Here is a 25,870-nt window from a genome sequence, read left to right on the forward strand (position 1 = left end):
AAAATCGCAACAATTTGTTGCGAAAAATCACATTTTTTCTTTTCTATACACACATACTTGATTCTTTCCATTTTTTTTCGCTTCATATAATGCAATATCCGCTCGTTGCATTAATTCTTCTCTTGTAGTTCCTTGTTCATATAACGCAACCCCAAAGCTAGCTGTTAACTTCGAAATTCCAGTGAATTGCTTTGTTTCAATGAAGAATCGTAATGATTCCGCAACTTGAAATGCTTCCTTTTCTACTGTATTTGTCACTAATATAATGAATTCTTCCCCTCCCCATCTTGCAAATACATGTTGCTGCTCCACTTTAGATTTCATAAGCTCTGCAAGTTGTATTAATGCCAAATCGCCAAAATCATGACCATATGTGTCATTAACTGTTTTAAAATTATCTATATCAAATAAAATAATTGCTATTTTCTCATCATTACGTATTACCTTTTCCCATTCTACCTCTAGTATTTGTTGAAACTTTAAACGATTATAAATCTCTGTCAATGAATCTATCATAGCAAGTCTTTCTTGTTCTTGATAGATTTCATCTAATTCTGTAATTTCCGTGCACTTTACAATAAATCTTGATAAATCTTCTGGCAATGGTGTCGCACGTAATAGAAAAGTAGATACTGCCCCTTCATAATTTGACATCTTAATTCTTCTACCGCTTGATAAAGTATCGTCTAGCCATGTTATATCATGCGTCGTCGAGTAGTATCCATTTTCTCTAATAAAATGTTCAGCAAATACTAAATGTTGCTCGCGATAGGCAAACAAATTTTCATATCCGAAAAACGTTAAAAAATTTGTATTACAATCAACAATTTCATCATCTTCTACTATAAATAATAAATCATTTTGAAAATCAAACATCGTTTGAAGCAGTTCCTGTTGTAAACTAACTTGCCTTACTAAAGAAAGTTGATACAAACTCTTATTCACTTCTTCTAACACTGCTTGCGGAGTTACAGGGGCTATTACAATATTACGTATTCCTAATGCAAGTACATCTGTAAATTCCTTTGTTATTTGTTGATCCCAAATGACAATGAATGTACTTTGCGAGGTATACATATTCTTTATATATTTTATTTGAGAATAATCTGTTACATACATAATTATAATGTGCGGTTTCGTTCTTTGAAATAATAGTTCGCCCTCTTCAAAACTATTTGCTATAAACATACATTTTGGATGGATATTTTCTATCGTTTGTTGATGTTTACATCCATTTTCTATATAAAGGACATTTAACTGCAGATCTTGTAACACATTTTGGAAAACCGTATTCTCTAATAAAAAATGTAGTATGTTCATCACTAGTCTTCACTCACTTCATATATCTTGTTCTACTGAATTCCTCACAAACATTTCTAAAAGACTGTTCTCCAATAAACTTTAATTTGTGAGAAATACATATTAACAAGCTAATTGAGAATGTTATCTTCCCTTTTCACTCTATAAATTCCTTTTTTAGTGTATGATTATAGGAATTATATCGTTTGTATGAATGCCCTAGCTTATTTCTTAAAACTTGACAATTAAAATAAAGATATTATATTCTTAAATTCGATAACTTACAAAATGTAAGTAATATACATTGCGTTTTCCCGATAATTTTATATACAATTTGGAGGATATATTATGACAAACGACAACTTTTTTAACGTTCTATATGAACGCACATCTACACGTGCATTCAACCCAAATAAAGAAATCTCATCTACAGAATTACATGAGATTTTAAAAGCAGCAGCACAAGCACCTTCCGCTTGGAACTTACAACACTGGAAATTCCTTGTTTTTCAAGGTGAAGATGTACAAAAACGATTACACCCAATAGCTTATAACCAACAACAAATTCTTGATGCTTCTGCAGTAGTCGCTATTTTAGGTGATTTAGAAGCTTATAAAAATGTTGAGCCAGTATATGGTCCAATTGTAGAACAAGGATTTATGAAAGAAGAAGCAAAAGAACGCTTAGCTAAAAATATTGAATCTGCATATGCTCGTGAACAATTCCCAAGAGATGCTGCCTTTTCAAATGCATCTTTAGCAGCAATGCAACTTATGCTTGCAGCTAAAGCAACTGGTTGGGATACTTGTGCTATTGGTGGCTTCAATCCACAAGCACTGACAGACGAATTTAACGTTTCATCTCGTTACGTTCCAATTATGCTTATTACAATTGGGGAATCAACTTTAAAAGGCCACCCTGCACCTCGCATGAGCGTAGAGCAAGTAAGCGAGTGGGCAAAATAATAAAAAACGAAGGCAACTACATTGCCTTCGTTTTTTATTCCCTGTCATAATTTTGTAATATTACTACAAATCATTCGACATTTATACTTATGGAAAAGTATATTCTATTCCCTTCTCATAAATAAACGTGACGTTTCGTGTCGAATTTTGTTAAGCTGTTGAAATATACCCGTGTATTTTTGTTACAATTGTGATACAATGATAACAAATAGATAACAAGAGAGGGATTTTCATTGAGTTCATACGGAAGCTTTATCGCACTTTTATGTTACATAGTAACTGTACTGCTTCTATATTTTATTGGTGATGCCGCAAACATCTCCATTTTACAATTTCCAAAAGAAGAAGCATTCCAATTAGAATCAGAAAAACATACTGCACGATCCATTGTACCACTACTCCTAGCTCTTCCTGTATATATCATCGTTTTATATAAAAGTAAAAAAGTGTAAAGGCTACCCATTTCATTTATTTCGGTGGTTTTTACATTTTTTTGTTATATTCCACCTATTTTAAACATCATTCCATACTAAACACCCAGCTAGTCATTTAAAATGAGAAAATCCCCTAGAAAAAATTCCACTCTCTGTCCAGTCACTAACTACCGAACTTACATAGATTATAAGTGTGAAGGGGGTGATGAGGATTATGTTTGGATCATTTGGATGCTGTGATAACTTTAGAGAATGTCATCATCATGAAAGAGAGCGCGACCATCGCGAGAAAGAGAGAGAGAGAGAGGTTAGACCACAACAACCAGCTGTATGTAACGTACTTGCTAGCATTTCAGTTGGAACAGAACTTTCTCTTTTAAGCATTAGAGGTAATGGTACTTTCAACAATGTAATTTTTGAAGGTTTCGCTAACGGTGTTGCTCTTTTCTCTGCTTTAGCTCGTAATGACAAAGACAACAAAGATAACAATAAAGACGATAAGAACAATCAAAATCGAAATACTTTTACTGGTATTTTACGTGTATGCCCAACTGATATCGTTGCAATCGCTATCTAATTCTGTCTCTTATCCTCGATAGTAAGCAAATAAGATTTACTTTTCTCATAGAAAAAACCTGAGACCGATTTCAAATCGACTCAGGTTTTTTTATTAATTATATGCTTTTAACTAGTTCAACAACTTCTTCAGCAGTTGACATCATTAATGCTTTTTCTGCTAATGTTTCCATTTCTGCTTTTGACAACTTGCTTAGCTGTGTTCTTGCAGGAAGAATAGATGTTGCACTCATACTGAACTCATCTAAACCTAATCCTAATAGTAATGGGATAGCAAGTGAATCGCCCGCCATCTCACCACACATACCAGCCCATTTTCCTTCTTTATGAGCAGCATCGATAACCATTTTTACAAGACGTAAAATAGATGGGTTATATGGTTGGTATAAGTATGATACTTGTTCGTTCATACGGTCTGCAGCCATTGTGTATTGGATTAAATCATTTGTTCCGATAGAGAAGAAGTCAACTTCTTTCGCGAATTGATCTGCTAATACTGCTGAAGCTGGGATTTCAACCATCATACCAACTTCAATAGAATCAGAAACAGTTGTACCCGCTTCTACAAGTTTCGCTTTCTCTTCTAATAAAATTGCTTTCGCTTGACGGAACTCATCAAGAGTTGCAATCATTGGGAACATAATTTTTAAGTTACCGTATACGCTAGCACGAAGTAATGCACGAAGTTGTGTACGGAACACATCTTGCTCATCAAGACATAAGCGAATTGCACGGTATCCTAAGAATGGGTTCATTTCTTTTGGTAAATGTAAGTATGGAAGCTCTTTATCTCCACCGATGTCAAGTGTACGAACAACGACTGGTTGACCTTCTTTTACACCTTCAAGAACTGCTTTATACGCTTCGAACTGCTCTTCTTCTGTTGGAAGATTGTCACGACCCATGTATAAGAATTCTGTACGGTATAAACCAACGCCTTCTCCGCCATTATCGATAATACCTTGTACATCATTTGGTGTTCCGATATTTGCAACAAGCTCAACGTGATGTCCGTCACTTGTTACAGTAGCTTGGTCTTTTAATTTAGCCCATTCAGCTTTTTGCTCTTCAAATTTCGCTTTCTTTTCTTCAAACGAACGAAGAGTTTCTTCTGATGGGTTTACAATTACTTCTCCATCTAAACCGTCAATGATAACGATATCGCCGTTTTGGATTTTCTCCATAACAACTTTCGTACCAACGACAGCTGGAATTTCCATAGAACGAGCCATAATTGCAGAGTGAGATGTACGTCCACCGATATCAGTAGTGAAACCTTTTGCATACTTACGGTTTAATTGAGCTGTATCAGATGGTGTTAAATCTTCAGCAATGATGATTACCTCTTCAGAAATTGTACCAGGATTTGAGAAGTTAATTCCTAGTAAATGTGCAAGAACGCGTTTTGTTACGTCACGAATGTCCGCAGCACGTTCTTTCATATATTCGTTATCCATGTTTTCAAACATAGAAATAAACATTGATGCAACTTCATCCATTGCAAATTCAGCATTTACTTTTTCGCTATTTACTTTATCTTTTACTGGGTTTACTAGTTCTGGATCATTTAACACTAATAAATGTGCTTCAAAGATCGCAGCTTTGTCAGCACCTAGCTCAGCAAATGCGTGGTCCTTAATAGCTTCTAATTCAGTTTTTGCTTTCTCAAGCGCAGCGTCTAAGCGTGCAATTTCTGCAGCTTCGTTTGTAATTGATTTTTTTTCGATGTTAAATTCAGGATTTTCAAGTCTGAAAGCCTTTGCAATAGCAATCCCACTTGATGCAGCGATCCCTTGAATGTTAAGAGTCATTATTCTCCTAATCCTTCGTTTTTCATAGTTTCTTCGATAGCTGCTAGTGCTTGAGCTGCATCATCACCATTTGCAGTGATTTTAATTTCTGCGTTTTGTTGAATGCCTAAAGACATAACGCCCATGATTGATTTTAAGTTAACGTTCTTTCCGTTATACTCTAAGTTAATGTCAGAACCGAATTTGCTTGCAGTGTTTACAAGTAGAGTTGCTGGACGAGCATGAATTCCTGAGTCGCTAGTTACTTTAAAGATTTTTTCCATGATAATTTATCTCCTTTAAATTACAGTATTTTTTAGTTGTATAGACGTGAGTACTACATCATCTATTGTATATAATAGGCGATGTTCGGTCAACCACATCGCCTATTATAATTATAAACATTTTGCGTCAAATTCCTACTGAATGTCAATAATAGCGGTTTCGCCCTTCTTAACATTTCCATCTTTTTTCAATTCGACTTGTTGCCCTTGTTGTAAGTTTGTAAAGACAATTGGTGTAATGATAGATGGTGCATTTTCTTTTACAAATGCAAGATCTACTTTTAATAATGGTTGGCCTTGTTTCACCTTGTCGCCTTGTGCTACAAGCGCTTCAAAACCTTCACCATTTAATTTTACAGTATCAATACCGAAGTGAATTAAAATTTCTTTTCCGCCTTCAGATTGAATACCAATCGCATGTTTTGTAGGGAATACATTGACAATCTCACCGTTCACTGGAGAAACTACTGTTCCTTCAGTTGGCTCAATTGCAAATCCGTCTCCCATCATTTTTCCTGAGAATACTTGGTCAGGTACTTCTGTAATTGGTAAGATTTTTCCTTCGATTGGTGATACAATTGTTTCATTTTCATCAACTTTTTGAGGAGTTTCTTCCACTTTTACAGGATCTTCTTTTTCAACATGAGGTGTACGACCTGACATAATATCATGAATTTGTGATTTTAATGTGTCAGATTTCGGTCCGAAAATAGCTTGAATGTTATTTCCAACTTCAAGTACACCAGCTGCTCCAAGTTCTTTTAAGCGGTCTTTGTTTACATTCTTTTGTTCGTTAACTTGAACACGTAAACGAGTAATACAAGCATCTAAAGAAGCAATGTTTTCTTTACCACCAAGTGCTACTAATACTTCACGAGGGAGTTCGCCTGCTTCTGCTTTTCCTGCGCCGTCATTTGCATTTGCCACTTCACGACCAGGTGTTTTTAGATTCCATTTACGAATTGCAAAGCGGAATCCGAAGTAGTAAATAACTGCTAGTACAAGACCAACAATAATTACCCACCACCATGCTGTACGGCCTGGTAGTACACCGAATAATAGGAAGTCAATTAAACCACCAGAGAATGTCATACCAATTTTAACACCTAAAATTTGCATTGTCATAAATGATAGACCAGCAAATACAGCGTGAATTCCGAATAATACTGGCGCTACGAATAAGAATGAAAATTCAAGTGGCTCTGTAATACCTGTTAAGAAAGATGTTAATGCTGCAGAACCTAAAATACCTGCTGCTAATTTTTTATTTTCTGGACGTGCTTCATGGTACATTGCTAAAGCTGCTGCTGGAAGACCGAACATCATGAACGGATACTTACCAGTTGTAAATGTCCCTGCTGTTAATTCTACACCGTCTTTTAACTGTGCCATAAAGATTTTTTGGTCACCACGGATTAATTCGCCAGCTGCATTTGTATACTGACCGAATTCGAACCAGAACGGTGAATAGAAAATGTGATGTAATCCAAATGGAATTAATGAACGTTCGATTAAACCGAATATAAATGCTGCGATTGTTCTATTTGCATCAATCATTTGATGTGAGAACGTGTTTAAGCCACCTTGAATGTATGGCCAAACGAAGCACATGATAATACCTACTATTAAAGAGAATGTTGCAGTTGCGATCGGTACGAAACGCTTACCTGCAAAGAAACCTAAGTATGATGGTAATTCAATGTTGAAGTATTTATTATAGCAATATGCCGCTACTATACCGACGATAATACCACCAAATACCCCTGTTTGTAGCGTTGGAATACCTAATACGTTTGCATACGCTGGATCTGCAAATCCAATTTTTACTGGGTCTGCTCCAGAACTTGTTACTTTCACTAGCTTATCTACTTCTAAGAACACACTCATCGTTTTGTTCATAATTAAGTAGCCGACGAATGCTGCTAAACCAGCTACTCCGTCTCCACCAGCTAAACCAATTGCTACCCCAACTGCGAATAATAATGCAAGGTTAGCGAAAATAATATCACCAGATTGTTCCATAATTTTTGCAACCATTACGAACCAATCTGCTTTTAAAGCAGGAATAACATTTGTTAACTGTGGATTTTGAAATGCATTACCAAATCCAAGTAAAATACCTGCCGCCGGTAAAATCGCTACTGGAAGCATTAACGCTTTTCCGACTTTTTGAAGAACACCAAAGATCTTCTTAAACATGGAAACCCTTCCTCTCTTATCTATATTGATACCTTCCGACAAACGCCAAAAAGACATGAGGAAAAAAAGATAGAACGATAGCTATACAAAGGGTAGTATATCCCTTTCTCTAGCTTACATTCCTTACTTTTCTCCACTCATGCCTGATCGAATCAGTAACACGTGTCAAAAATAGGTTTACGTATAAGTTCACTATAATTAAGGCAAACGTTTTCGTTACTCACCTTAATGTGTTTGTCGAAATTTGTATAACTTTGCAATAGTTATTATACATAACTATTGTAAGCGATTCAATCATTTTTTTTAACGTTTTCATTTTAGACAAAAATATATGACTTTTTACACATGCTCTGCCTTTACTAAGCGTTGCAAGTGCATCGTTAAATAAATACTTTCAGCTTCATATACAGGTAGTTGCAACTCTTTTTGCATGACCTTAACTAGCTTCCAAGCCAAGTTATAGCAAACTGGATACTCGGCCTTTAATAAATCAGCAAAACTTTGCGATTCCTCTACTTTTTCTCCTTTTTTCACCCTCTCAATAGCATATTGAAGATGACGAATAAGACGTAAATAATGAATACTCTCTTGATCTAATGTAATTTGTAAGTTTGTCTCAATTAAAGATACAAGTTGTGCAATGAGACGGGAGTTTTGATTAACTGAAGATAAATCAGAATTTGTAAGCGAACTGTAAATGTGAAGTGCAATAAAACCAATTTCTCCTTCTGGCAATGTAATTTGCAAACGAGAATTTAAAAGTTCTACAACACCTTCCGCAATTTCATATTCCTTTGGATAGAGCATTTTTGTTTCAACTAAAAAAGGGTTATCAATTGTAAGTCCTTGTTTTAACCTTTTAATCGCAAATGAAATATGATCTGTTAACGCAATATGAATATGTTCATTTAGTGGCGATTTCGCTTTTCCTTGAATGTACAGCATAATATCGTTCATCAATTCAATTAATTTTTCACTAATATGCGGCACTAATAATTTGTATTGTTCACGATCACGTTCATTTTTTAAGACAAACATCTTTTCGATTTGTTCTTGCTCCAATACATCTTTCGCTTTTTTCCCAAATCCAATTCCTTTACCAATCACTACTACTTCCTCGTGTTCCGGATGGCTAGCAATGATGACATTATTATTTAAAACTTTTTTAATTTCTAGATAATTACTCATATAACACCACCCTCGTACTTAAATAGCCTACTTTTATGTTACAGAATATTCTTCTTTGTCGTCAATGTAAAACATCTGCCATTTAATAAAAATTCATTTTTTAGACATGTATATATATGATGCGTATAATGTAAGAGCAACTGTACATAGAAAGGAGATAACAGCATGATTAAAATGTTTGTAAGTGATATCGATGGTACAATGATGCAACACGGAGGTCTTATTGACGAACAAGATGTTGCGGCACTGCGCAGCCTTGCCGAGCAAAATGTTATTCTTTGCTTCGCTTCCGGAAGACTTGATAATGAAATTGCAGACTTAATGAAAGCTGTAAATACAAATTTTCATCGCATTAGTGTAAATGGTGTTTTTGTATATACACATGAAAATAAACAACTATTATCTGCAACTTTTGATTCCAGCATACTTCCCGATTTGTTAGCTATGACGAATGAAGATCCTTATTTCCGTTATGTAAGTGATGAGCATAATTATTACATTGAAGAGAAAACACCTTTCATTCAAGAACTTGAACAACAAGTAACTATGACTTCTGTTGAAGAACCAAACTTACTACAGAAGATTGATGATACAATTTTCCCAAATAAAATTTCTGTCGGTGGAACAAAGGAGAGCTTACAACTCCTTCAGAAAAAAATTGATGAAAAATTCCACGGGAAAGTTAGTACTTTCATCTCAGCAGAACAATGTTTAGATGTAATGCCACCGAATGTTAGTAAAGGCTCTGCCATTTCTGTTTTATTAAATGAGTTTCAAATAAAACCTGAGGAAATTGCTTGTATAGGGGATTCTTATAATGACATTCCTATGTTTTCTTTAACTCCTCACAGTTTTGCTATGTCGCAAGCAGATGATGCAGTAAAAAAACACGCTCACTATGTAGTAAATCACGTCAAAGATGCTGTTAACCACGTAATTGCTCATAATAAAAATACGACTCATTCCTTATAAGGATGAGTCGTATTTTTATTTCTTTACATGTTAACCATTTTCAATTCCACTGTACTTCACAAACTGAAATATACTATTTGTTACGTGCGATATTCGTAATAAATTTATAACGATCTCCACGATAAATACATTTCACGTACTCTAGCGGTATCTCACCTTCTGAATATGACCATTGACGCATTACAAGTACAGGCGCCTTTTTAGGAATATGCAGATGTTCAGCTTCATTTTCCGTCGCAACGGAAGCTTCAATTGACTGAGTAGCGCTAACAAGTTTAAAGCCCAGTTTTTTCTCTAAATGTTCATATAAAGATTGTTGCAATATCTCTTCGTTAATATCTTTTACAAGAGCTGGCGACAAATATGTCGTCTCAAAAGCAATCGGTTCATCATCAGCTAAGCGAATACGCCTCACTTCATAAACCGATTCCCCCTCCTGTATTCTCAACCGGTCTGCTATTTTAGCAGTAGCTGGAACTAGGCGGAAACTAAGTAATTGACTACTTGGGTTCATCCCACGAGAAATCATGTCTTCTGTGAATCCCGTCATTCCTTGCAATTTTTGTTCCACTTTCGGAAGTTGGACAAATGTTCCAATTCCACGCTTCCGATATAAATAGCCTTGTTCCACTAAATTATTAATCGCCTGTCTGATTGTCATTCGACTCACTTCGAACTTATCACAAAGTTCATTCTCAGATGGGATTTTATCTCCCGGCTTCCATTCGCCGTCCTCAATTAGCTGTTTCACCCACTCTTGAATCTGATAATAGATCGGAAATGGTGAATACTTGTCGATGTTCATCAGCAATCGCCTCACTGCATAAAGATAGAGCTTCTTGATCAGCGATTACGGTTACATTCGGATGACGTTGTAAAACTGTAGCCGGACACTCTTCACTATATTCACCTTGCAATAATTCTTTAACAGCTTCTGCCTTTTTAGAACCCATAGCAACAAGTAGAACTTGTTTCGCTTTCATAATGCTTCCAATTCCCATTGTAATCGCATGAGTTGGCACATCTTCTTCTTTTTCGAAGAATCGAAGGTTTGCTTGGCGTGTAGATTCTGTTAATTCAACAATGTTTGTTGGAGAATTAAACGGTGTTCCTGGCTCATTAAATCCGATGTGACCGTTTTCACCGATTCCAAGAATCTGTAGGTCAACTGGGTTAGCAGCTAGAATGCTCTCGTAACGTTTGCACTCTTCCTCTAAATCACTTGCCATCCCGTTTGGTACATAAGTTTGTTTAAATGGAAGATGATCAAACAACTGTTCTTGCATGAAATAGTGATAGCTGTTTTTATCTTCATGTGGTAAATTTACGTACTCATCTAAGTTTACAGTGGTTACACGGCTTGTATCAAGTTTATTTTTTCGCATTTCTGCATAAATACCTAATGGAGAGCTTCCTGTAGCCATTCCTAATGTTGGATTTTCTTTTGTTTTTACAACTTCTTCAATTAATTTATAACCTGCTTCTGCTAATTCTTCTGGAGTTTTTACAACAAGAATATTCATTTAATTACTTCCCTTCCTTCATATGAATTCCTAAACGAACCGTATCATATACATGTAAATCTTCATTCATCACAACAAAGTCTGCATCTTTTCCTACCGCTAATGCACCTTTATTATTTAATCCAAACTCTTCTGCTTGGTTAACTGATGTCATAAGTACTGCATCTTCGATTGAACAACCTGTAAATTCAATTACATTTCGGAAAGCTTGATCCATTTTTAGAATACTACCAGCTAACGTTCCATCTTCTAATCGAGCACTACCATCTTTTACATGTACTGGCTGTCCGCCAAGCTCATATAATCCATCTTCAAGACCTTTTGCACGCATTGCGTCAGTAATAACACTTACTTTTTTCGGTCCTTTTAACTTATATGCTAATTTCACCATGTCAGGGTGAATATGAATACCATCTGTAATTACTTCAACCATTACATCTGGATTTAATAACACATGACCCACAACTCCTGGTTCACGGTGATGTAATCCACGCATTTGATTGTATAAATGTGTCGCATGTGTAATCTTTCTATTTTTTAGTTGCGCATCAATTGCATCTGTATGTCCCATTGTGCCAACTACACCAGTTTCAGCAAGATATTGTTCAAACTCTAATGCTCCCTCTTCTTCTGGTGCATATGTTACTAATTTAATTAAGTTCCCACTTGCTTCTTGCCATTGTTTAAATTGCTCAATATTTGCAGGAACGATATGTTCAAGTGGCTGTGCACCTGCACGTTTCTTTGAAACATAAGGTCCTTCTAAATGAATATATTCGAAATGCGCTCCTTTTTCTTTTGCTTCTTTCGCAGCAGTTAACGCTGCTTCAATTGCCTCTGGAGCTTGTGTCATTGTTGTTGGGAAGTAAGTTGTAACCCCTTCTTTTAACATTTCTTTACCTAGAGTTACTAACCCATCGCTATTTGCATCCATCGCATCAATATCGTATCCACCATGAATATGAACATCGATCATACCTGGAATTATAATCTTCCCTGTAGCATCAAAAACAGTTTCATTTTCTTGTGGTACATATTGAGCCATCAAACCAATTTCTTTAATGGTTTCTGCGTAACGAATAAATCCGTTTTCCACTATTTCTTGACCTGTGTAAATTTTGGCATTGATGACAATTTGCGTTTTCATTTTCATCGATCCTTTCCCATGAATTACCTACTTGTTATTATTACCTTATTCGCCTAGTTCCATCTTAATATACGCACGAGTAGTTGTCTATACATTCTAATGAAATTTCCTTTTTATTCAACAGAAAAGGAAATTTCTTACGTCTCTTATAATTATAATATATATTATTCATTTTTCCAAAAAGGGACAGTATCGCCCCCTAATATAGAAATCACTTCAACAATGGCATTAATCCGCTAGATTCTAACATAATATGTTCACCATCTGTTTCCATTTCTACTGTACGTTTATTCGTTCTATATACCATTATACCGTGCCTTTTTAAGCGTTTCACTACACTTTGGTGAGGATGTCCATACGGATTATTACTCCCGTACGATAGAATAGCAAACTGCGGTTCCACTTTTTTTATAAACGTTTCACTTGTTGAAGTATATGAGCCATGATGCCCCACTTTTAACACATCTGCATGGACATCAAATTGTTTTAATATTTCATGTTCTGTCCGTACATCCGCGTCACCCATTAATAAAAAATCCGCTTTTCCATATCGCACCTTTAAAACAATTGAGGATTCATTATTTTCATCTTTTGATTTCCCGTTGTTTAATACTTGTATAGAAACATGTGGATCCAGCGGTATATATTGTCCTTCCTTTACTGAAACGAAAGGTATCCCTCTTTTTTTTATATTATTCCGATACGTATGATAAGTAAGAGAACTATATGTTTTTCCGCTATCTAGTATAAGCGATACCGGCATTTGCTCTACAATTGGAATTAACCCCCCTATATGATCCATATCGGGATGCGTACTGACAATTACATCTAAATGATTAATCCCTTTCTCAATTAATTTCTGAATAATAACCTCTCCTGCTTCATAAGGTCCTCCATCAATTAACATTGTTTGTCCATTTGGCATTATAATAAGTGTTGCGTCACCTTGCCCCACTTTTAAAAAGCTCACTTTCATTTTACTAAGATGTTGCCGATGCATATGTAAAGGAGACGTAGTATGAATGGACATCATATACCTTTTAGCTGATGCGCTATTTAAAGAAAAACATAATAAAACAGAAACTAATAATAAAATAATCCGCATACCTCTCATAACTCGTCTCCTTTTTTCATTTAGTATGGCACTGTAAATAATTGATATACAAAAAAAGCTTAGCAAAATGCTAAGCTTTTATTTCGATATCTCTTGTAAGGAACCGAAGAATAAATCTGCTTCATTCATTTGTTCATTCTCTTCAGAAAGCGGTGGTAAATCATCTAATGTTTTCAATCCAAATGTGTCTAAAAATTCTTTTGTTGTTCCGTATAAAATAGGACGCCCTGGTCCTTCTGCTCTTCCCATTTCTTTTATAAGTAAATGTGAAACCAACGTTTGTAACGCCTTATCAGTTTTAACTCCTCTAATCTCTTCCATTTCAGTCCTTGTGATTGGTTGGCGATATGCAACAATCGCTAACGTTTCGAGGGCAGCTTGTGAGAGTGAAGCAGCTGTTGGTGTATCTATTAATTTTTGATAATATGAAGCATGTTCTTTCTTTGTAGCAAAACGATATACTTTTGCATACTGTACAATTTGCAAACCACGGTTTGCACCTTCACATTCTTGTTGCATTTCTTCTAAAATATTAATTGCTTCATTCATTTCAATTTCAAGAACTTTCGCTATTTGTTCTGGATAAATCCCTTCATCACCAGAAACAAATAAAAGGCCTTCAATAATTGACTTTTGTTCTTTCCTATCCATTTCACGAGCTCCTTCCTTCTATTTTCTCATAAAAATACACATCAAAAAACCGAATCACAATTAATGCGTTCGGTTCAATATTTTTTCTCTTGTTCCAAACGATACATTAAAACATAGCATGAGATAAAATGTTGCTATCCCATTTTCACATACTGGCTCTATGCAGATTTATTAGAGCTTGATACGAAAATTTCATCAAAATTATGTTCTTGCTCAATTATGATTTGTTGGTTTTTCATAAGTTCCAGAACTGCTAAAAATGTTACAACCATTATTTCACGTTCATCATCAACAAACAAATCATAAAAACTTTGGCGACCACCCTTTATTTTTAACTGTTTTAAAATATCAGTCATTCGCTGTTCAATTGGTATTTCTTGACGAGTAATACGTGTTGTTACAGGTTTTTTTGCCTTTTTACGGCGCATTAATTTTTGAAATGCTGCTAGCATATCATATAACGTAACATCAAGAGGTAAGCTTGTCTCCTCTTCTTGTTGCAACGATGTAAAGTCAATTGGTGGACGTGTATATAGCTGTGCTCTTTCTTGTTCTCTTTCTTTTAACTCAGTAGCAACTTGCTTATATTTCTTATATTCAATTAACCTCTCCATCAATTCTTGACGAGGATCATCTATAAAATCATCACCGTTATCAAGTACATCTTCTTCATGTTTCGGCAACAACATCTTACTTTTAATTTGTAATAACGTTGCAGCCATTACTAAATACTCACTTGCAACATCTAATTGAAGTTCTTTCATCGTATGCACATAAGATAAATATTGCTCTGTAATATCTGCTACAGGAATATTATATATATCAATTTCATAACGATGTATTAAATGTAACAATAGATCTAACGGCCCTTCAAAAGCCTCTACTTTAAAATTATATTGCACAAAGCATCCCACCACATTTTTTCTATAACAACATAAGTATAGAGCATACTCATGTTCTATCCAACCTTTTTAAGAAATTTAATTAAAAATAGACCGATGCCTATGTCATCATGCCCACCACTTCATATGATAACAGTGTAGTAAGAACAATGTAGGAGGTCAAAAAACTATGGGTCACGTTGATTGTGGTTTTAGCGGTGGGTTCGCATTACTTGTTGTACTGTTTATTTTACTAATTATTGTAGGAGCAGCTTGCTTCTGCTAATATGAACAATAACGGCTAGGGGGAAACCTCCTAGTCGTTTATTGTTCATATTTCTATGATACACTTATATGTATAACCGTTAGATAGGAGCGAGAAAACATGTATCCTACCGAATACATACAATTTTTAATTCATTTCCATGGAGATTATGACTATTTTGAATGCCACGAAATACTAGAAGAGTATTGGAAGACAAAACCAAGAGGTAATCGTGATCATTACTTAGTTGGTCTCATTCAAATTGCAGTTTCTTTATACCACCAAAGACGTGCTAATTGGAATGGTTCTACAAAAATGATGAAAAGCGCAATTACAATTTTAGAAAAAAGCGGTGTGCCTTTACAACGTTTAGGAATTAATCAAGTACAACTTCTTTCCTTGCTCAATGAAAGATTGCAATCTATCCATAAAAAAGAACGTTTTGTACCTTTATTTTTACCCTTATCAGATTCATCGTTAGAGAAGCAGTGCATAGAGTTATGTCAAAAACAAAACCTCTCTTGGAAAGACTTGAATGCTATCCCAGGTGAATATATTATAAACAAGCACACTTTGCGTGATCGCACAGAGGTCATTACTGAACGAAACGAACAATTACAAAAAAGAAAGCAGAGATAATAAACTACTTATCTCTGCTTTCACGAATGTATATTTTGTTCTAGCCCTTTACATTTTTCGCAAAAACTTGCTGTTTGCTCATTTCCGCAAATTGTAAACTCAAGAAATTTACTCTTTAACTCTTGAACCATCTTCGTCCCAATCCCCACATGACGATGAGACGGGTTCACACTCAAATGCTGAATTTCTAATACTTGATTCTCTTTTTTTACAATCCCCATTATTCCAACAAAATCTTCATTTTCTTTCCACAAATACAATTGCCAATCATCTTTTGCTTCATATTCTTTCATTGTCAATTGTAATGTTTTCACATCTTTTTCAGTTGGCATAAACGAAAGAAGCCCCATTGCAATTTTTTCATAACTTTTTTTAAAACGAATTAACATAACCCTTATCCCTTCTTACAAAAGTTACAAACTAGTAATCCCCTCAATCACTCTTTTCATATCACATTCATTTTACAATATTTTCAACAGAGTGAGAAGAGTCTAAAACAACTTGATAATCATACAAAGCGAAAAGAAGAAAGTCAAATCTATGTTTCAGCACTATTCCTTTAATAAATAGAGTTAAAAAAAGAAAATTTTATATGGAATGGAAAGAAACATATCATTCAACAGCACTTCATTTATAGTTACTCTAAAGCAGCACAATTCTAGCAAAATTAATATAACAAAAAATATTTATTGAAACATATAATGTAATGTATTCTATGTAATTGGTTAAAGGTTTGTTCTCACAAACAATATATTTTAGCAACAATACTACTTGTATGATGAGCTGTAGAAGTAGTACTCAATCTCATTAAAAATAAAAAAGAGAGCAAAAGCTCTCTTTTTCCTTACCTTATTCTTCCCAAACTTTAACTTCTTTCATTACATCGCCTTGACGCATTTTTAATACTGTTTCAATACCGCTTGTTGCTTTACCGAATACAGTATGAACACCATCTAAATGCGGCTGTGGCTCATGAACGATAAAGAATTGGCTACCGCCTGTGTTACGGCCAGCGTGAGCCATAGAAAGTGATCCTACAAGGTGTCTATGAGGGTTTCCATCAGTTTCACATGGGATAGAGTAACCTGGGCCACCTGCACCTGTACCTGTTGGGTCTCCACCTTGGCTTACGAAGCCAGGAATAACACGGTGGAATGTAACACCGTCATAAAATCCTTGCTCTGCTAATTTTTTAAAGTTTTCTACTGTTTTCGGTGCTTCTTCTGGGAAAAATTCCAAGTCGATTTTTTCACCGTTTTCCATTAATATGTATCCTAAAGTTTTCATACGTATATGTCTCCTTTCAACTATCTCAGCACTATATTACCACATTCATGACTAGAAACAAAAAGAATCCGACAATCTAGATACTTCTTTTTTGAAATGTGGAAAAAGCTAGGTGACAAATAAGAAATATATACTATAATAACTTTGTTGCCCGAAAATTTTAGAAAGAGAAAGGGAGCGATTTTTCGTGAAAACGAAATTATTAGCTCTGCTATTAGCTGTAACGGTATTTATGATGCCAACAGCTTCATTTGCAGACATCATTGAGGGAGAATCAATTGTTACATTAGGAGAGAACTTATCCGAACAACAAAAACAAGATCTGTTAAAAGAAATGAAAGCACCAAAAGATGCTACAATTATCACTGTATCTAATGCGGAAGAACATAAATTTCTAGAAGGCATTGTTCCAAAAGCACAAATTGGTACGAGAGCAATTTCTTCTTCTATGATTACATACACAAAACCAGGATCTGGTCTTATTGTACGATCAAAGAACATTAACTGGGTAACAGATGCAATGTACACTAACGCTTTGATTACAGCAGGTGTAAAAGATGCAGAAATTCAAATTACTGCACCTTTTAAAGTTTCAGGAACTGCAGCTTTAACTGGATTAATGAAAGCATACGAAACTGCGTCCAATAAACAAATTCCTGAAGAAGTTAAAAAAGTAGCGAATGAAGAAATGGTACAAACAGCCCAGCTTGGTGATAAAATTGGTGAAGAAAAAGCAGTTCAACTTGTTGCAAAAATTAAAGAAGAAATTGCAAAAGAACAGCCAAAAACAACAGAAGATTTACGTTCATTAATTAAAAAAATTGCTGATCAACTCGGCATTACATTGACAGATGAACAGTTAGATAACTTAGTATCGTTATTTGATAAAATGAAAAATCTTAATATCGATTGGAATCAAGTTGGTAGTCAATTAAACAAAGCAAAAGAACACGTTTCTGCCTTCTTAGGTTCTGAAGAAGGACAAAGTTTTCTAGATAAAGTGAAAGATTTCTTCTCAAGTATCATTGATTTTGTTAAATCTTTATTCAAGTAAAAAAGAAGCCCGCCAGTGACGGGCTTCTTTTTTATACAAGTAACGGTAATTTCATAACAGCCTCTTCAACCGAACGCACTATATGATTTGCTTTCTCCTTTACATATGGATGGGCATGATGAAGAGTAAATGAATGCGGGGTTACTTCAAACATAGAAATATCATTGAAAGAATCTCCAATACAAGCAACTTCATTTGCTTCAATTTGCAAATGATCCATTAGTCGCTTTAGAGCACTCCCCTTACTCACGCCTCTTGGCATAATATCAACATAGCGTTTACCTGATATAAAAACTTCCGCTTCGCCTTGAAACGTATCTCGTAGCTCTTGATCTAACGTCACAATTTTCTCTTCTTCTCCAAAAACAAACAATTTTGCAGGGTGTACAGTCTTACCAAACTCTTCTTCTAACGCTTCAATTTCAGCGATATGCACGCCCATATACGCTTCAAAATTATGGTGATGTTCATTCTTCCTTTTTGTATATCGCTGCTCGTTTGCACAAACAATATCCGCTAGTCCTTTTTTATGTATATATCGATATATTTCCTGGGCAACCACATTTTCAAAACTCGATTCATGAAATAAATTTCCATCCGGAAGCAACATTGTCGCTCCATTTAAGCCAGTTGTGTAATATGGGAATGAAAACCTTTTTACAACTTCATCAATTCTGTGTGTAAAGCGGCCAGAGGCAAAACAAATATTTGTCCCTTTCTCAGCTAACCAACACAGCGCACGTTCATCTTCTTTTTGCATATGATTCACATCGTAAACGAGCGTGTCATCTAAATCACTTACAAATAATTTAATCATGTCCTCTTCCCCTTCCATACACAATATCTACTCTAAGTGTACACAAAAAATGTTTGATTTTTGTTAAAAAATAATAAATTTTTGCTAAAAAAAATAAACGGGTGTATAATCCCGTTTATTTTTGTCTTTTTACATTTTGAGGTCTTACAATACTTGGTCGTACTTTTAAACTAGACATCGTTGGACGGAGTAAAATTTTTGTTAATGCGCCCCAATCAAATGGTAAAAACGGCCATAAATAAGGTGTTTGTAAACTTTTTATAGACGTTAAAAATAAAATTAATATCGTCATACCAATTACAAATCCCATCTCATGGAAGAGGCCTGTTAAAATAATAACAAACAATTTCCCAACCTTATTCCCTAATCCTAATTCATAACTCGGTGTTGCATATGCACCAATCATCGAAACTGCTACATACAAAATTACTTCTGGCACAAACAAACCTACATCAATTGCAATTTGACCAATTAATATAGCGGAAATCAACCCTGCTGCAGACGATAACGGCGTTGGAGTATGAATGGCTGCCATCCTTAAAAACTCAAGTCCGACCTCTGCCATTAACACCTGTAATAAAATTGGTAAATGCGTCATCTTAGTCGGTCCAATAAAAGCAAGATTTGCTGGCAAAAGAGTTGGATCAAATACAAACACTAACCAAAATGGTAATAAAAATAACGAGAATATAACACCTAAAAAGCGCACCCAGCGTAAAAATGTACCGACAGCTGGATTTTGTCTAAACTCTTCCGCGTGCTGTAAATGATGAAAATATGTTGTCGGTGTAATCATAGCACTTGGCGATGTGTCAACAAGTACTAACACATGTCCTTCTAGTAGATGATTTGCTGCTACATCTGGCCTTTCTGTATATCGAATAAGTGGAAATGGGTTATAGCTTTGCTTTACAACAAATTCTTCTACTGTTTTATCCGCCATCGTAATTCCATCTACATCGATGTTATTTAATTCTTGTTTTATAATCTTTACTAAATCTGGATTTGCAACATCTTGAACGTATGTAATGCAAATATCCGTTTGTGATCTATCTCCTACTCGAACCATTTCATTTCGAAGACGTGGATCTCGAATTCTTCTACGGATTAATGCTGTATTTACAACGATATTTTCAACAAATCCATCCCTTGCACCGCGTACTACCTTTTCGGTATCTGGTTCTGTCGGCGTTCGCCCTGGATAACTACGAACATCGATTGCAAACGCTTCCGTTTCACCTTCCACAAATATCACGATGAGTCCTGATAATACTTGGAGCATTACCTCATCCATCGTTTTCACTTTACTTACTTGTTGATGGATTAAGCGATTCTCTAAAAGCTTCACTGTATCTTCTTCTACATCCCTTATCTCATTTGTATCCACCGCTTCTTCTAAAATAGGGATAATATAATTTGTATCACAAAGTCCGTTTACAAATAACACACCAATTTCTTTATTCAAAATTTGAAATTTACGAATGCCAACATCGTATGTAACGCCTAGCCCAACTGTCTGCTTTAAATAATTTTCATTGTCACTTATGAAAGTTGATATAGGGATATCCACTTTTTTAGGCTTCGTCATAAAAACCACTCCTTTCCAAAATTAATTGAATTGCTTTCTTCGTAATAGGTGATCCCCTCTCCCATTCATCATTTCCACACATCTTACCAATGTCACCGACTCCAACGATGACAGGAACATTCAAGTCATCTAAACAATAAATTGTATCTCCGCTAATTCTGCCAATTTCGCCATCTGGAAGTCCAAATTTATCAACACCGTATTCGGTTAAATTCCCATTCCGATCTACACTTACATCTACACGTGCCCATTCCCAATGATGCGTATTAGACGCTACCGCTAAAATACCGAGCACATCAATTTGTTTATGGGTAGCCACATATTTTAAAGCCTTTTCACCAGATCCTTCTCCAATAAATCCACTGTCATCAAACATGACAAATACAGGGTCATATGGCGTTTGCATAATAAGCTCAACAACTTTTTTCCCTGTCAATTTGGTTGGATTACTTTGTGATGCTGAAATACACCTTCCCCCAAATTCCTTCGTTAAAAGCTCAATTGTCCGCTTTGCATATTCATCTCCATCTGTGACCAAAACAACCCTTCGTCTCATTTGATTTATCCTTTCGGTTTACATATAAGTGCTATAAAAAACGAAAACAATATCGCTGCGGAAATGCCCGCAGACGTTAAACTAAACATGCCAATACCAATTCCTAAATATCCATGTTTTTCTGCTGCATGCATTGCTCCGTGCAATAGTGAATGTCCAAAACTTGTAATAGGGACTGTTGCTCCAGCACCTGCAAACTTTATTAGTTTATCGTACAATCCAAATCCATCTAAAATTGCTCCGATGACTACAAAAGTTGCCATTAAATGAGCTGGTGTTAACTTTACGAAATCTAACAATAGTTGCCCAATTAAACAAATAACTCCACCTACAAGAAATGCATATATAAAATCCACAATTCACTCTCCTTTAACTCTCTCAAATACGACACCATGTGCAATTGTTGGAATCGTTTCCTTCTGTTGCATCATCATCGGGCTTAATAATGCACCAGTCGCAACGACAAAAATTCGTTGTAAATTCCCTTTTTGCATCTCGTGTAATAAATGACCATATGTGACAACTGCTGAACAAGCGCAACCACTACCACCTGCAAACACTTCTTCTTGACTTGATTCATAAATCATCAATCCACAATCATTGTATATATGCCCAAGATCATAACCTTCCTCAAGTAAAAGTTGTTTCGCAATCGGCGTCCCAACAGCTGATAAATCACCCGTAACAATCAAATCATAATCATCGGCACTTCTTCTTAAATCTTCAAAATGTTGTTGAATTGTATGAGCTGCTGCTGGAGCCATCGCTGCCCCCATATCCAAAGGATTTGTAATTCCTAAATCTTGCACTTTTCCAATTGTAGCCGACGTAATTTTAATTGCACTTTTTTCATTGCTAATTAATATAGATCCTGCACCAGTCACAGTTGAATTTGCTGTCCCTGGCTTTTGTCCACCGTACTCTGTTGGATAGCGAAATTGTCTTTCAGCCGTTGCATTATGACTACTTACTGTAGCTAAGACACGATTTGCAAATCCACCGTCTATAAAAGCTGAGCCAACTGCTAAAGTCTCCATAGACGTCGCACAAGCGCTAAACATTCCTAAAAAAGGAATGCCCCACTTACGCGCAACATAATTTGCTGTCACTGTTTGATTTAATAAATCTCCCGCTAAAAAGAAATCAATTTGCGATGTTTTTATATTCCCTTTTTGCACTGCTTGTTGAATTGAGTCTGACATTAATCTTCGTTCGGCAAGCTCCCAATTTTCTTCTCCACAATGCAAGTCACCATATGAAATATCAAATTTTTTCCCGAGAGGGCCCTCAGCTTCTTTCGGACCGACAGCAGTACCCGTTGCATTCACATATATATCATTTTGAAATACCCACGTTTGTTTTCCGGTCAACCTCATACTAGCCCTCCTTTAAGACATAAAAATTTTAAAGGTATACCTTATTAACCCAATGATATATGCACCAACAACCCCAAATACAATCACACTTCCTGCCAGTTTAAACATATTTGTAGCAATCCCTAGAACAACCCCTTCGCTCTTATGTTCTAAGGCAGCGCTCGCCATAGAATTTGCAAATCCTGTTACCGGTACCGCTGATCCTGCTCCAGCAAATTGACCGATTTTATCATATACACCACACCCTGTTAAAATCGCGGATAATAAAACAAGGGTTGCAACAGTTGGGTTTCCTGCCTCTTGTTCACTGAAGTGAAAATAATGTATATAAAATTTCATCAATACTTCTCCAACTGTGCAAATGAGTCCACCTACAAGAAATGCTTTGATACAATTTAGTAAATAGTTTGGCTTTGGATGATACTCCTTCACTTTATTTATGTAATCATCCTTCAATTTCTGACTTGTCATTTATATACTGCCTCCTACTTTACGAAATAAATCCAGTGAAACAACGATCCTATTACTTTTCCAAGTACAAGAGCAACGAGTAAAACAATAATCTTCCCCTCTACCCCTACTCGTTTCGCTAAAATAGGCAGAACATTTAACACCTCTGTTAATGCCGCAGCAAGCATTCCGATGAATGTGCCACAAAATATCCCTAATATAACGAGCCAATACTGCGACGTTTGAAATGTAATGTTTTTCAAACTGCACCAAGCCCCTGTTAAAGTACCTGCAATGACTGCCCACTCAAAATATTGAATATGCTTTCCACTTCTCGTTAATTGGGCTAAACGGGGGATTATACCAAGTACAGCTAAAAATGCGACATATCCGCTACCTACCGCAATCCCTCCAGCTAAACCAATTAAAATAACAAATCCAGACTCAATCATCGGCAAGTTGTTTCATATTATCCTTGTTTTCATTAACGATTACATACTGATCAAGTGACTGTTGGTATTGAAACATCTCAACTTCTAACGGACTCGGCTCTTCATTAATTCGCTTTTGAAATACATGATTAAAAAATAAAACCATCCCTAAGCCAAGACCTAAAGAATAAGGGATTTGAAATAAAAGTGGTTGCGCATTAAATTCTCCAGTAATCATGTAATATAACCGTTGATGTACTTGTTGCATACTTACATCTTCATGGAAATAAATAATCGCAAGGGCCGCTCCAATGAACAGTAACAGCCATACAAGCCCGAAAAAAATTGGGTGTGTCTTCTTTTTTTCGTATATAATTTCAACAAGAGTTTGTCCAGAACCGAGTAAATTAATTTGTACATGAGATGCTTTCTGTTGAATAATCTCAATTACTTTCATAACATCAATTACAACATGCGTCTTATCATGCGCTGTTATTTTGTAAACTATCTCATTTTGTAACAACTCAACTACGGAAGAATCTCCGGCAAGTTGAGCAACATCGCCCAGCTTTACTTCATAAGTAGGAGAAACTTTTAAACGATTGCGCATTTTAATATAAATCGTTTGTTCCAACTTTCATTCACCCCTTCACTCTTCCTCGTAGTTGTAGTATGGTTATTGAATTTTTTTCTAATACAATTTTTTCATAAAAAAACATCTGCACCATTTCGGTACAGATGTTTTTTACTTATGCCTTTTTCTTAAATAAGTTTACAATACTTAATGCAAGCCCTCCCCAAATGACTACTATTCCAATAACCATCATCATAATCGCTGATCCACTCATTATGAAACACCTCGATCTTTCCATTCTTTTTCAAGCTTGGCAGAATCCGAATGAATTTGTGCATCCCATTTTTTCAGGCCAATGATTATTGCAACTATGAGGAATGCTGCTGCTATCGACCAACCATACGTTACAACAAAATCAGTCGGATAATCTCCGTAGTTCTTTTTAATATTTTGGATTGTACCATCAATTAGCATATACCCTAACATAAGCGGAGTAATAACGAGTAAACTCACTCTCCAAAACGTTCCTAATTTAATATCAGATACAAAGTTTGCATGATTTTGATAAACTGGTAAACGGCGTAAAATGAGCCCTATCGTAACTACTTCCGCAAGTGCAATTGTAATTAATCCGAAATTATTAGCGAAATAGTCGACAACATCTAAGAACATAAGTCCACCACGTGTTGCAAAAACAAGAGAAACTAACACGAGAAGGGTTCCCATAATTCCAATAGTTTTTTCCCGACTTAAACTGAATTTTTCAGATACAGCGGCAAAGCATACTTCCGCGAGTGAAATAAGTGATGTAATTCCAGCAACCGTTAACGATAAGAAAAATAAAACACCAAACAACGGTGACATCGGCAATTCATTAATAATTTGGGGAAATACTACGAACGCAAGCCCAACGCCAGCACTTGCTACTTTATCAACCGGTACTCCCATATTATTTGCCATAAATCCAAGAGCTGCAAAGACCCCAATACCTGCTAATAATTCAAATCCTGAGTTTGCAAATCCAGTAATAAAGGCATTATTTGTTGTATCCGAGTTTTTCGGTAAATAACTAGAATACGTAATCATAATTCCAAATGCTAAAGATAAACTAAAGAATATTTGACCGTAAGCAGCAAGCCATACTTTCCCATCAAAAATACGACTCCAATCTGGTTTAAAGAATGCATCTAGTCCTTGCATAGCACCTTCCATCGTCACTGCACGAACAACGATAATAAGGAACATAACAACTAATAAAGGAATAAATATACGGTTAACAACTTCGATTCCTTTTTTAACTCCTTTAAATGCAACGCCAAGCACAATAATCCAAACGAGAGCTAACGGAATTAATACTTCTGGTACAAGTCCTCCAAATTGTCCTGGCTTATCTGCAACATGTAAGTACTCTTTAAATAAAAATGATTGCGTGTCTTTTCCCCATGCTCCAGTAATTGCAAAGTATGTATACGATATAGACCAAGCAATAATCACTGCATAATATGTTGAAACAATAAATGTTACGCACATTTGCCACCATCCAATAAATTCTGCACGCGGGCTAATACGGAAAAATGTAAGTGGTGCTGAGCCACGATGACGATGACCAAGGGCAAACTCAAACGCTAACAATGAAATACCAGTCGTTAATAATGCAAATAAATACGGTAAAAAGAATGCTCCTCCTCCATTTTCATACGCTGTATAAGGAAAACGCCATATGTTTCCTAATCCAACGGCAGATCCGACCGCTGCGAAAATAAATCCAGCTCTCGTTCCCCATTGTTGCCTCGTTTCCATGTTTCCTTC

30 protein-coding genes are annotated in these 25,870 nt (G+C 35.7%); 7 read left to right on the forward strand and 23 right to left on the reverse strand.

Annotated elements, in window-relative coordinates:
• Positions 1–27: 27 nt before the first annotated feature.
• Entirely contained in the window at positions 28–1,320 is a 1,293-nt protein-coding gene (locus ACUL40_RS12420; protein WP_001023185.1) for a GGDEF domain-containing protein, read from the reverse strand.
• A gap of 327 nt (positions 1,321–1,647) precedes the next feature.
• Between ACUL40_RS12420 and ACUL40_RS12425 the strand changes: the two genes are divergently transcribed.
• From ACUL40_RS12425 to ACUL40_RS12435, 3 genes are all read left to right on the forward strand, one after another.
• Positions 1,648–2,265, forward strand: coding sequence for a nitroreductase family protein (locus ACUL40_RS12425; protein WP_000180387.1), 618 nt, complete (start codon positions 1,648–1,650; stop codon positions 2,263–2,265).
• A gap of 233 nt (positions 2,266–2,498) precedes the next feature.
• Positions 2,499–2,717, forward strand: a complete 219-nt coding sequence (locus ACUL40_RS12430) for a hypothetical protein (RefSeq protein ID WP_000100485.1) — start codon at positions 2,499–2,501, stop codon at positions 2,715–2,717.
• A 196-nt stretch (positions 2,718–2,913) separates the two neighbouring features.
• Positions 2,914–3,276 (forward strand): DUF3915 domain-containing protein, encoded by a 363-nt coding sequence (locus ACUL40_RS12435; protein ID WP_000468041.1) that lies wholly within the window; start codon positions 2,914–2,916, stop codon positions 3,274–3,276.
• Between the two features lie 97 nt (positions 3,277–3,373).
• On the opposite strand, the gene ptsP is transcribed toward ACUL40_RS12435, so the two are convergent.
• From ptsP to glcT, 4 genes are all read right to left on the reverse strand, one after another.
• Positions 3,374–5,086: a phosphoenolpyruvate--protein phosphotransferase gene (gene ptsP, locus ACUL40_RS12440; RefSeq protein ID WP_000174207.1), complete on the reverse strand. Its 1,713-nt coding sequence runs from the start codon at positions 5,084–5,086 to the stop codon at positions 3,374–3,376.
• On the reverse strand, positions 5,086–5,349 hold the full coding sequence (ptsH, locus tag ACUL40_RS12445; RefSeq protein ID WP_000411080.1) for a phosphocarrier protein HPr: 264 nt from the start codon (positions 5,347–5,349) through the stop codon (positions 5,086–5,088). The genes ptsP and ptsH overlap by 1 nt, the downstream gene beginning before the upstream one ends.
• A gap of 135 nt (positions 5,350–5,484) precedes the next feature.
• Positions 5,485–7,548: a PTS glucose transporter subunit IIABC gene (gene ptsG / locus ACUL40_RS12450; RefSeq protein WP_000473177.1), complete on the reverse strand. Its 2,064-nt coding sequence runs from the start codon at positions 7,546–7,548 to the stop codon at positions 5,485–5,487.
• A gap of 339 nt (positions 7,549–7,887) precedes the next feature.
• Positions 7,888–8,736 carry a glucose PTS transporter transcription antiterminator GlcT gene (gene glcT / locus ACUL40_RS12455; RefSeq protein ID WP_000073861.1) on the reverse strand — a complete coding sequence of 283 codons (849 nt, stop codon included), beginning with the start codon at positions 8,734–8,736 and terminating at the stop codon, positions 7,888–7,890.
• Positions 8,737–8,901: 165 nt separating this feature from the next.
• Here glcT and ACUL40_RS12460 point away from each other — a divergent pair, with 165 nt between their 5' ends.
• Positions 8,902–9,708, forward strand: a complete 807-nt coding sequence (locus ACUL40_RS12460) for a Cof-type HAD-IIB family hydrolase (RefSeq protein WP_000594243.1) — start codon at positions 8,902–8,904, stop codon at positions 9,706–9,708.
• A 73-nt stretch (positions 9,709–9,781) separates the two neighbouring features.
• Here the strand turns inward: ACUL40_RS12460 and ACUL40_RS12465 are convergent, their stop codons facing one another.
• From ACUL40_RS12465 to scpA, 6 genes are all read right to left on the reverse strand, one after another.
• On the reverse strand, positions 9,782–10,513 hold the full coding sequence (locus ACUL40_RS12465) for a GntR family transcriptional regulator (protein ID WP_014894892.1): 732 nt from the start codon (positions 10,511–10,513) through the stop codon (positions 9,782–9,784).
• The gene (gene nagB / locus ACUL40_RS12470; RefSeq protein WP_001024210.1) at positions 10,443–11,231 is read right to left on the reverse strand and encodes a glucosamine-6-phosphate deaminase; all 789 of its coding nucleotides are present in this window, start codon (positions 11,229–11,231) and stop codon (positions 10,443–10,445) included. The genes ACUL40_RS12465 and nagB overlap by 71 nt, the downstream gene beginning before the upstream one ends.
• 4 nt (positions 11,232–11,235) lie before the next feature.
• A complete protein-coding gene (nagA, locus tag ACUL40_RS12475; protein ID WP_002179749.1) occupies positions 11,236–12,378 on the reverse strand; it encodes an N-acetylglucosamine-6-phosphate deacetylase in 1,143 nt (380 codons plus the stop codon).
• 211 nt (positions 12,379–12,589) lie between these two features.
• Positions 12,590–13,492, reverse strand: a complete 903-nt coding sequence (locus tag ACUL40_RS12480) for a ComEC/Rec2 family competence protein (RefSeq protein ID WP_001214826.1) — start codon at positions 13,490–13,492, stop codon at positions 12,590–12,592.
• Positions 13,493–13,570: 78 nt separating this feature from the next.
• Entirely contained in the window at positions 13,571–14,143 is a 573-nt protein-coding gene (gene scpB / locus ACUL40_RS12485) for a segregation/condensation protein ScpB (RefSeq protein WP_000375168.1), read from the reverse strand.
• Positions 14,144–14,301: 158 nt separating this feature from the next.
• Positions 14,302–15,045 carry a segregation/condensation protein A gene (gene scpA, locus ACUL40_RS12490; RefSeq protein ID WP_001199753.1) on the reverse strand — a complete coding sequence of 248 codons (744 nt, stop codon included), beginning with the start codon at positions 15,043–15,045 and terminating at the stop codon, positions 14,302–14,304.
• 169 nt (positions 15,046–15,214) lie between these two features.
• On the opposite strand from scpA, the gene ACUL40_RS12495 reads away from it, so the two are divergent.
• Entirely contained in the window at positions 15,215–15,310 is a 96-nt protein-coding gene (locus tag ACUL40_RS12495; RefSeq protein WP_000510194.1) for a YjcZ family sporulation protein, read from the forward strand.
• 99 nt (positions 15,311–15,409) lie between these two features.
• Positions 15,410–15,928: a DUF309 domain-containing protein gene (locus ACUL40_RS12500; RefSeq protein ID WP_000283597.1), complete on the forward strand. Its 519-nt coding sequence runs from the start codon at positions 15,410–15,412 to the stop codon at positions 15,926–15,928.
• Positions 15,929–15,948: 20 nt separating this feature from the next.
• Here the strand turns inward: ACUL40_RS12500 and ribT are convergent, their stop codons facing one another.
• Together ribT and ACUL40_RS12510 are read right to left on the reverse strand one after the other, a co-directional pair.
• Entirely contained in the window at positions 15,949–16,317 is a 369-nt protein-coding gene (gene ribT, locus ACUL40_RS12505) for a GNAT family N-acetyltransferase RibT (RefSeq protein ID WP_000908401.1), read from the reverse strand.
• Positions 16,318–16,777: 460 nt separating this feature from the next.
• Positions 16,778–17,215, reverse strand: a complete 438-nt coding sequence (locus tag ACUL40_RS12510) for a peptidylprolyl isomerase (RefSeq protein WP_000853782.1) — start codon at positions 17,213–17,215, stop codon at positions 16,778–16,780.
• Between the two features lie 187 nt (positions 17,216–17,402).
• On the opposite strand from ACUL40_RS12510, the gene ACUL40_RS12515 reads away from it, so the two are divergent.
• On the forward strand, positions 17,403–18,269 hold the full coding sequence (locus ACUL40_RS12515) for a DUF1002 domain-containing protein (protein WP_000850515.1): 867 nt from the start codon (positions 17,403–17,405) through the stop codon (positions 18,267–18,269).
• Between the two features lie 31 nt (positions 18,270–18,300).
• Here ACUL40_RS12515 and ACUL40_RS12520 read toward each other — a convergent pair whose 3' ends face one another.
• The 10 genes from ACUL40_RS12520 to ACUL40_RS12565 all read right to left on the reverse strand — a co-directional run bounded on the left by ACUL40_RS12520 (position 18,301) and on the right by ACUL40_RS12565 (position 25,861).
• A complete protein-coding gene (locus ACUL40_RS12520; RefSeq protein WP_002026273.1) occupies positions 18,301–19,104 on the reverse strand; it encodes a Cof-type HAD-IIB family hydrolase in 804 nt (267 codons plus the stop codon).
• 97 nt (positions 19,105–19,201) lie between these two features.
• Complete coding sequence (gene spoVAF / locus ACUL40_RS12525) at positions 19,202–20,674, reverse strand: spore germination protein SpoVAF (RefSeq protein WP_000165595.1); 1,473 nt, start codon at positions 20,672–20,674, stop codon at positions 19,202–19,204.
• Entirely contained in the window at positions 20,661–21,230 is a 570-nt protein-coding gene (locus ACUL40_RS12530; RefSeq protein WP_001254415.1) for a stage V sporulation protein AE, read from the reverse strand. The genes spoVAF and ACUL40_RS12530 overlap by 14 nt, the downstream gene beginning before the upstream one ends.
• Positions 21,231–21,235: 5 nt before the next feature.
• Positions 21,236–21,586, reverse strand: a complete 351-nt coding sequence (gene spoVAE / locus ACUL40_RS12535; RefSeq protein ID WP_000345916.1) for a stage V sporulation protein AE — start codon at positions 21,584–21,586, stop codon at positions 21,236–21,238.
• 3 nt (positions 21,587–21,589) lie between these two features.
• Positions 21,590–22,606, reverse strand: a complete 1,017-nt coding sequence (gene spoVAD, locus ACUL40_RS12540) for a stage V sporulation protein AD (RefSeq protein WP_001241166.1) — start codon at positions 22,604–22,606, stop codon at positions 21,590–21,592.
• A 12-nt stretch (positions 22,607–22,618) separates the two neighbouring features.
• Positions 22,619–23,077, reverse strand: coding sequence for a stage V sporulation protein AC (gene spoVAC, locus ACUL40_RS12545; RefSeq protein ID WP_000203810.1), 459 nt, complete (start codon positions 23,075–23,077; stop codon positions 22,619–22,621).
• 14 nt (positions 23,078–23,091) lie between these two features.
• Entirely contained in the window at positions 23,092–23,508 is a 417-nt protein-coding gene (spoVAB, locus tag ACUL40_RS12550) for a stage V sporulation protein SpoVAB (protein ID WP_000572936.1), read from the reverse strand.
• Entirely contained in the window at positions 23,501–24,121 is a 621-nt protein-coding gene (locus tag ACUL40_RS12555) for a stage V sporulation protein AA (RefSeq protein WP_000438369.1), read from the reverse strand. The genes spoVAB and ACUL40_RS12555 overlap by 8 nt, the downstream gene beginning before the upstream one ends.
• A gap of 115 nt (positions 24,122–24,236) precedes the next feature.
• Positions 24,237–24,335, reverse strand: coding sequence for a methionine/alanine import family NSS transporter small subunit (locus ACUL40_RS12560; protein WP_000016828.1), 99 nt, complete (start codon positions 24,333–24,335; stop codon positions 24,237–24,239).
• A complete protein-coding gene (locus tag ACUL40_RS12565) occupies positions 24,335–25,861 on the reverse strand; it encodes a sodium-dependent transporter (RefSeq protein ID WP_440605047.1) in 1,527 nt (508 codons plus the stop codon). Before ACUL40_RS12565 ends, ACUL40_RS12560 begins: the two co-directional genes overlap by 1 nt.
• Positions 25,862–25,870 lie beyond the last annotated feature (9 nt).

The sequence above is a fragment of the Bacillus sp. KNSH39 genome, from assembly GCF_052656585.1.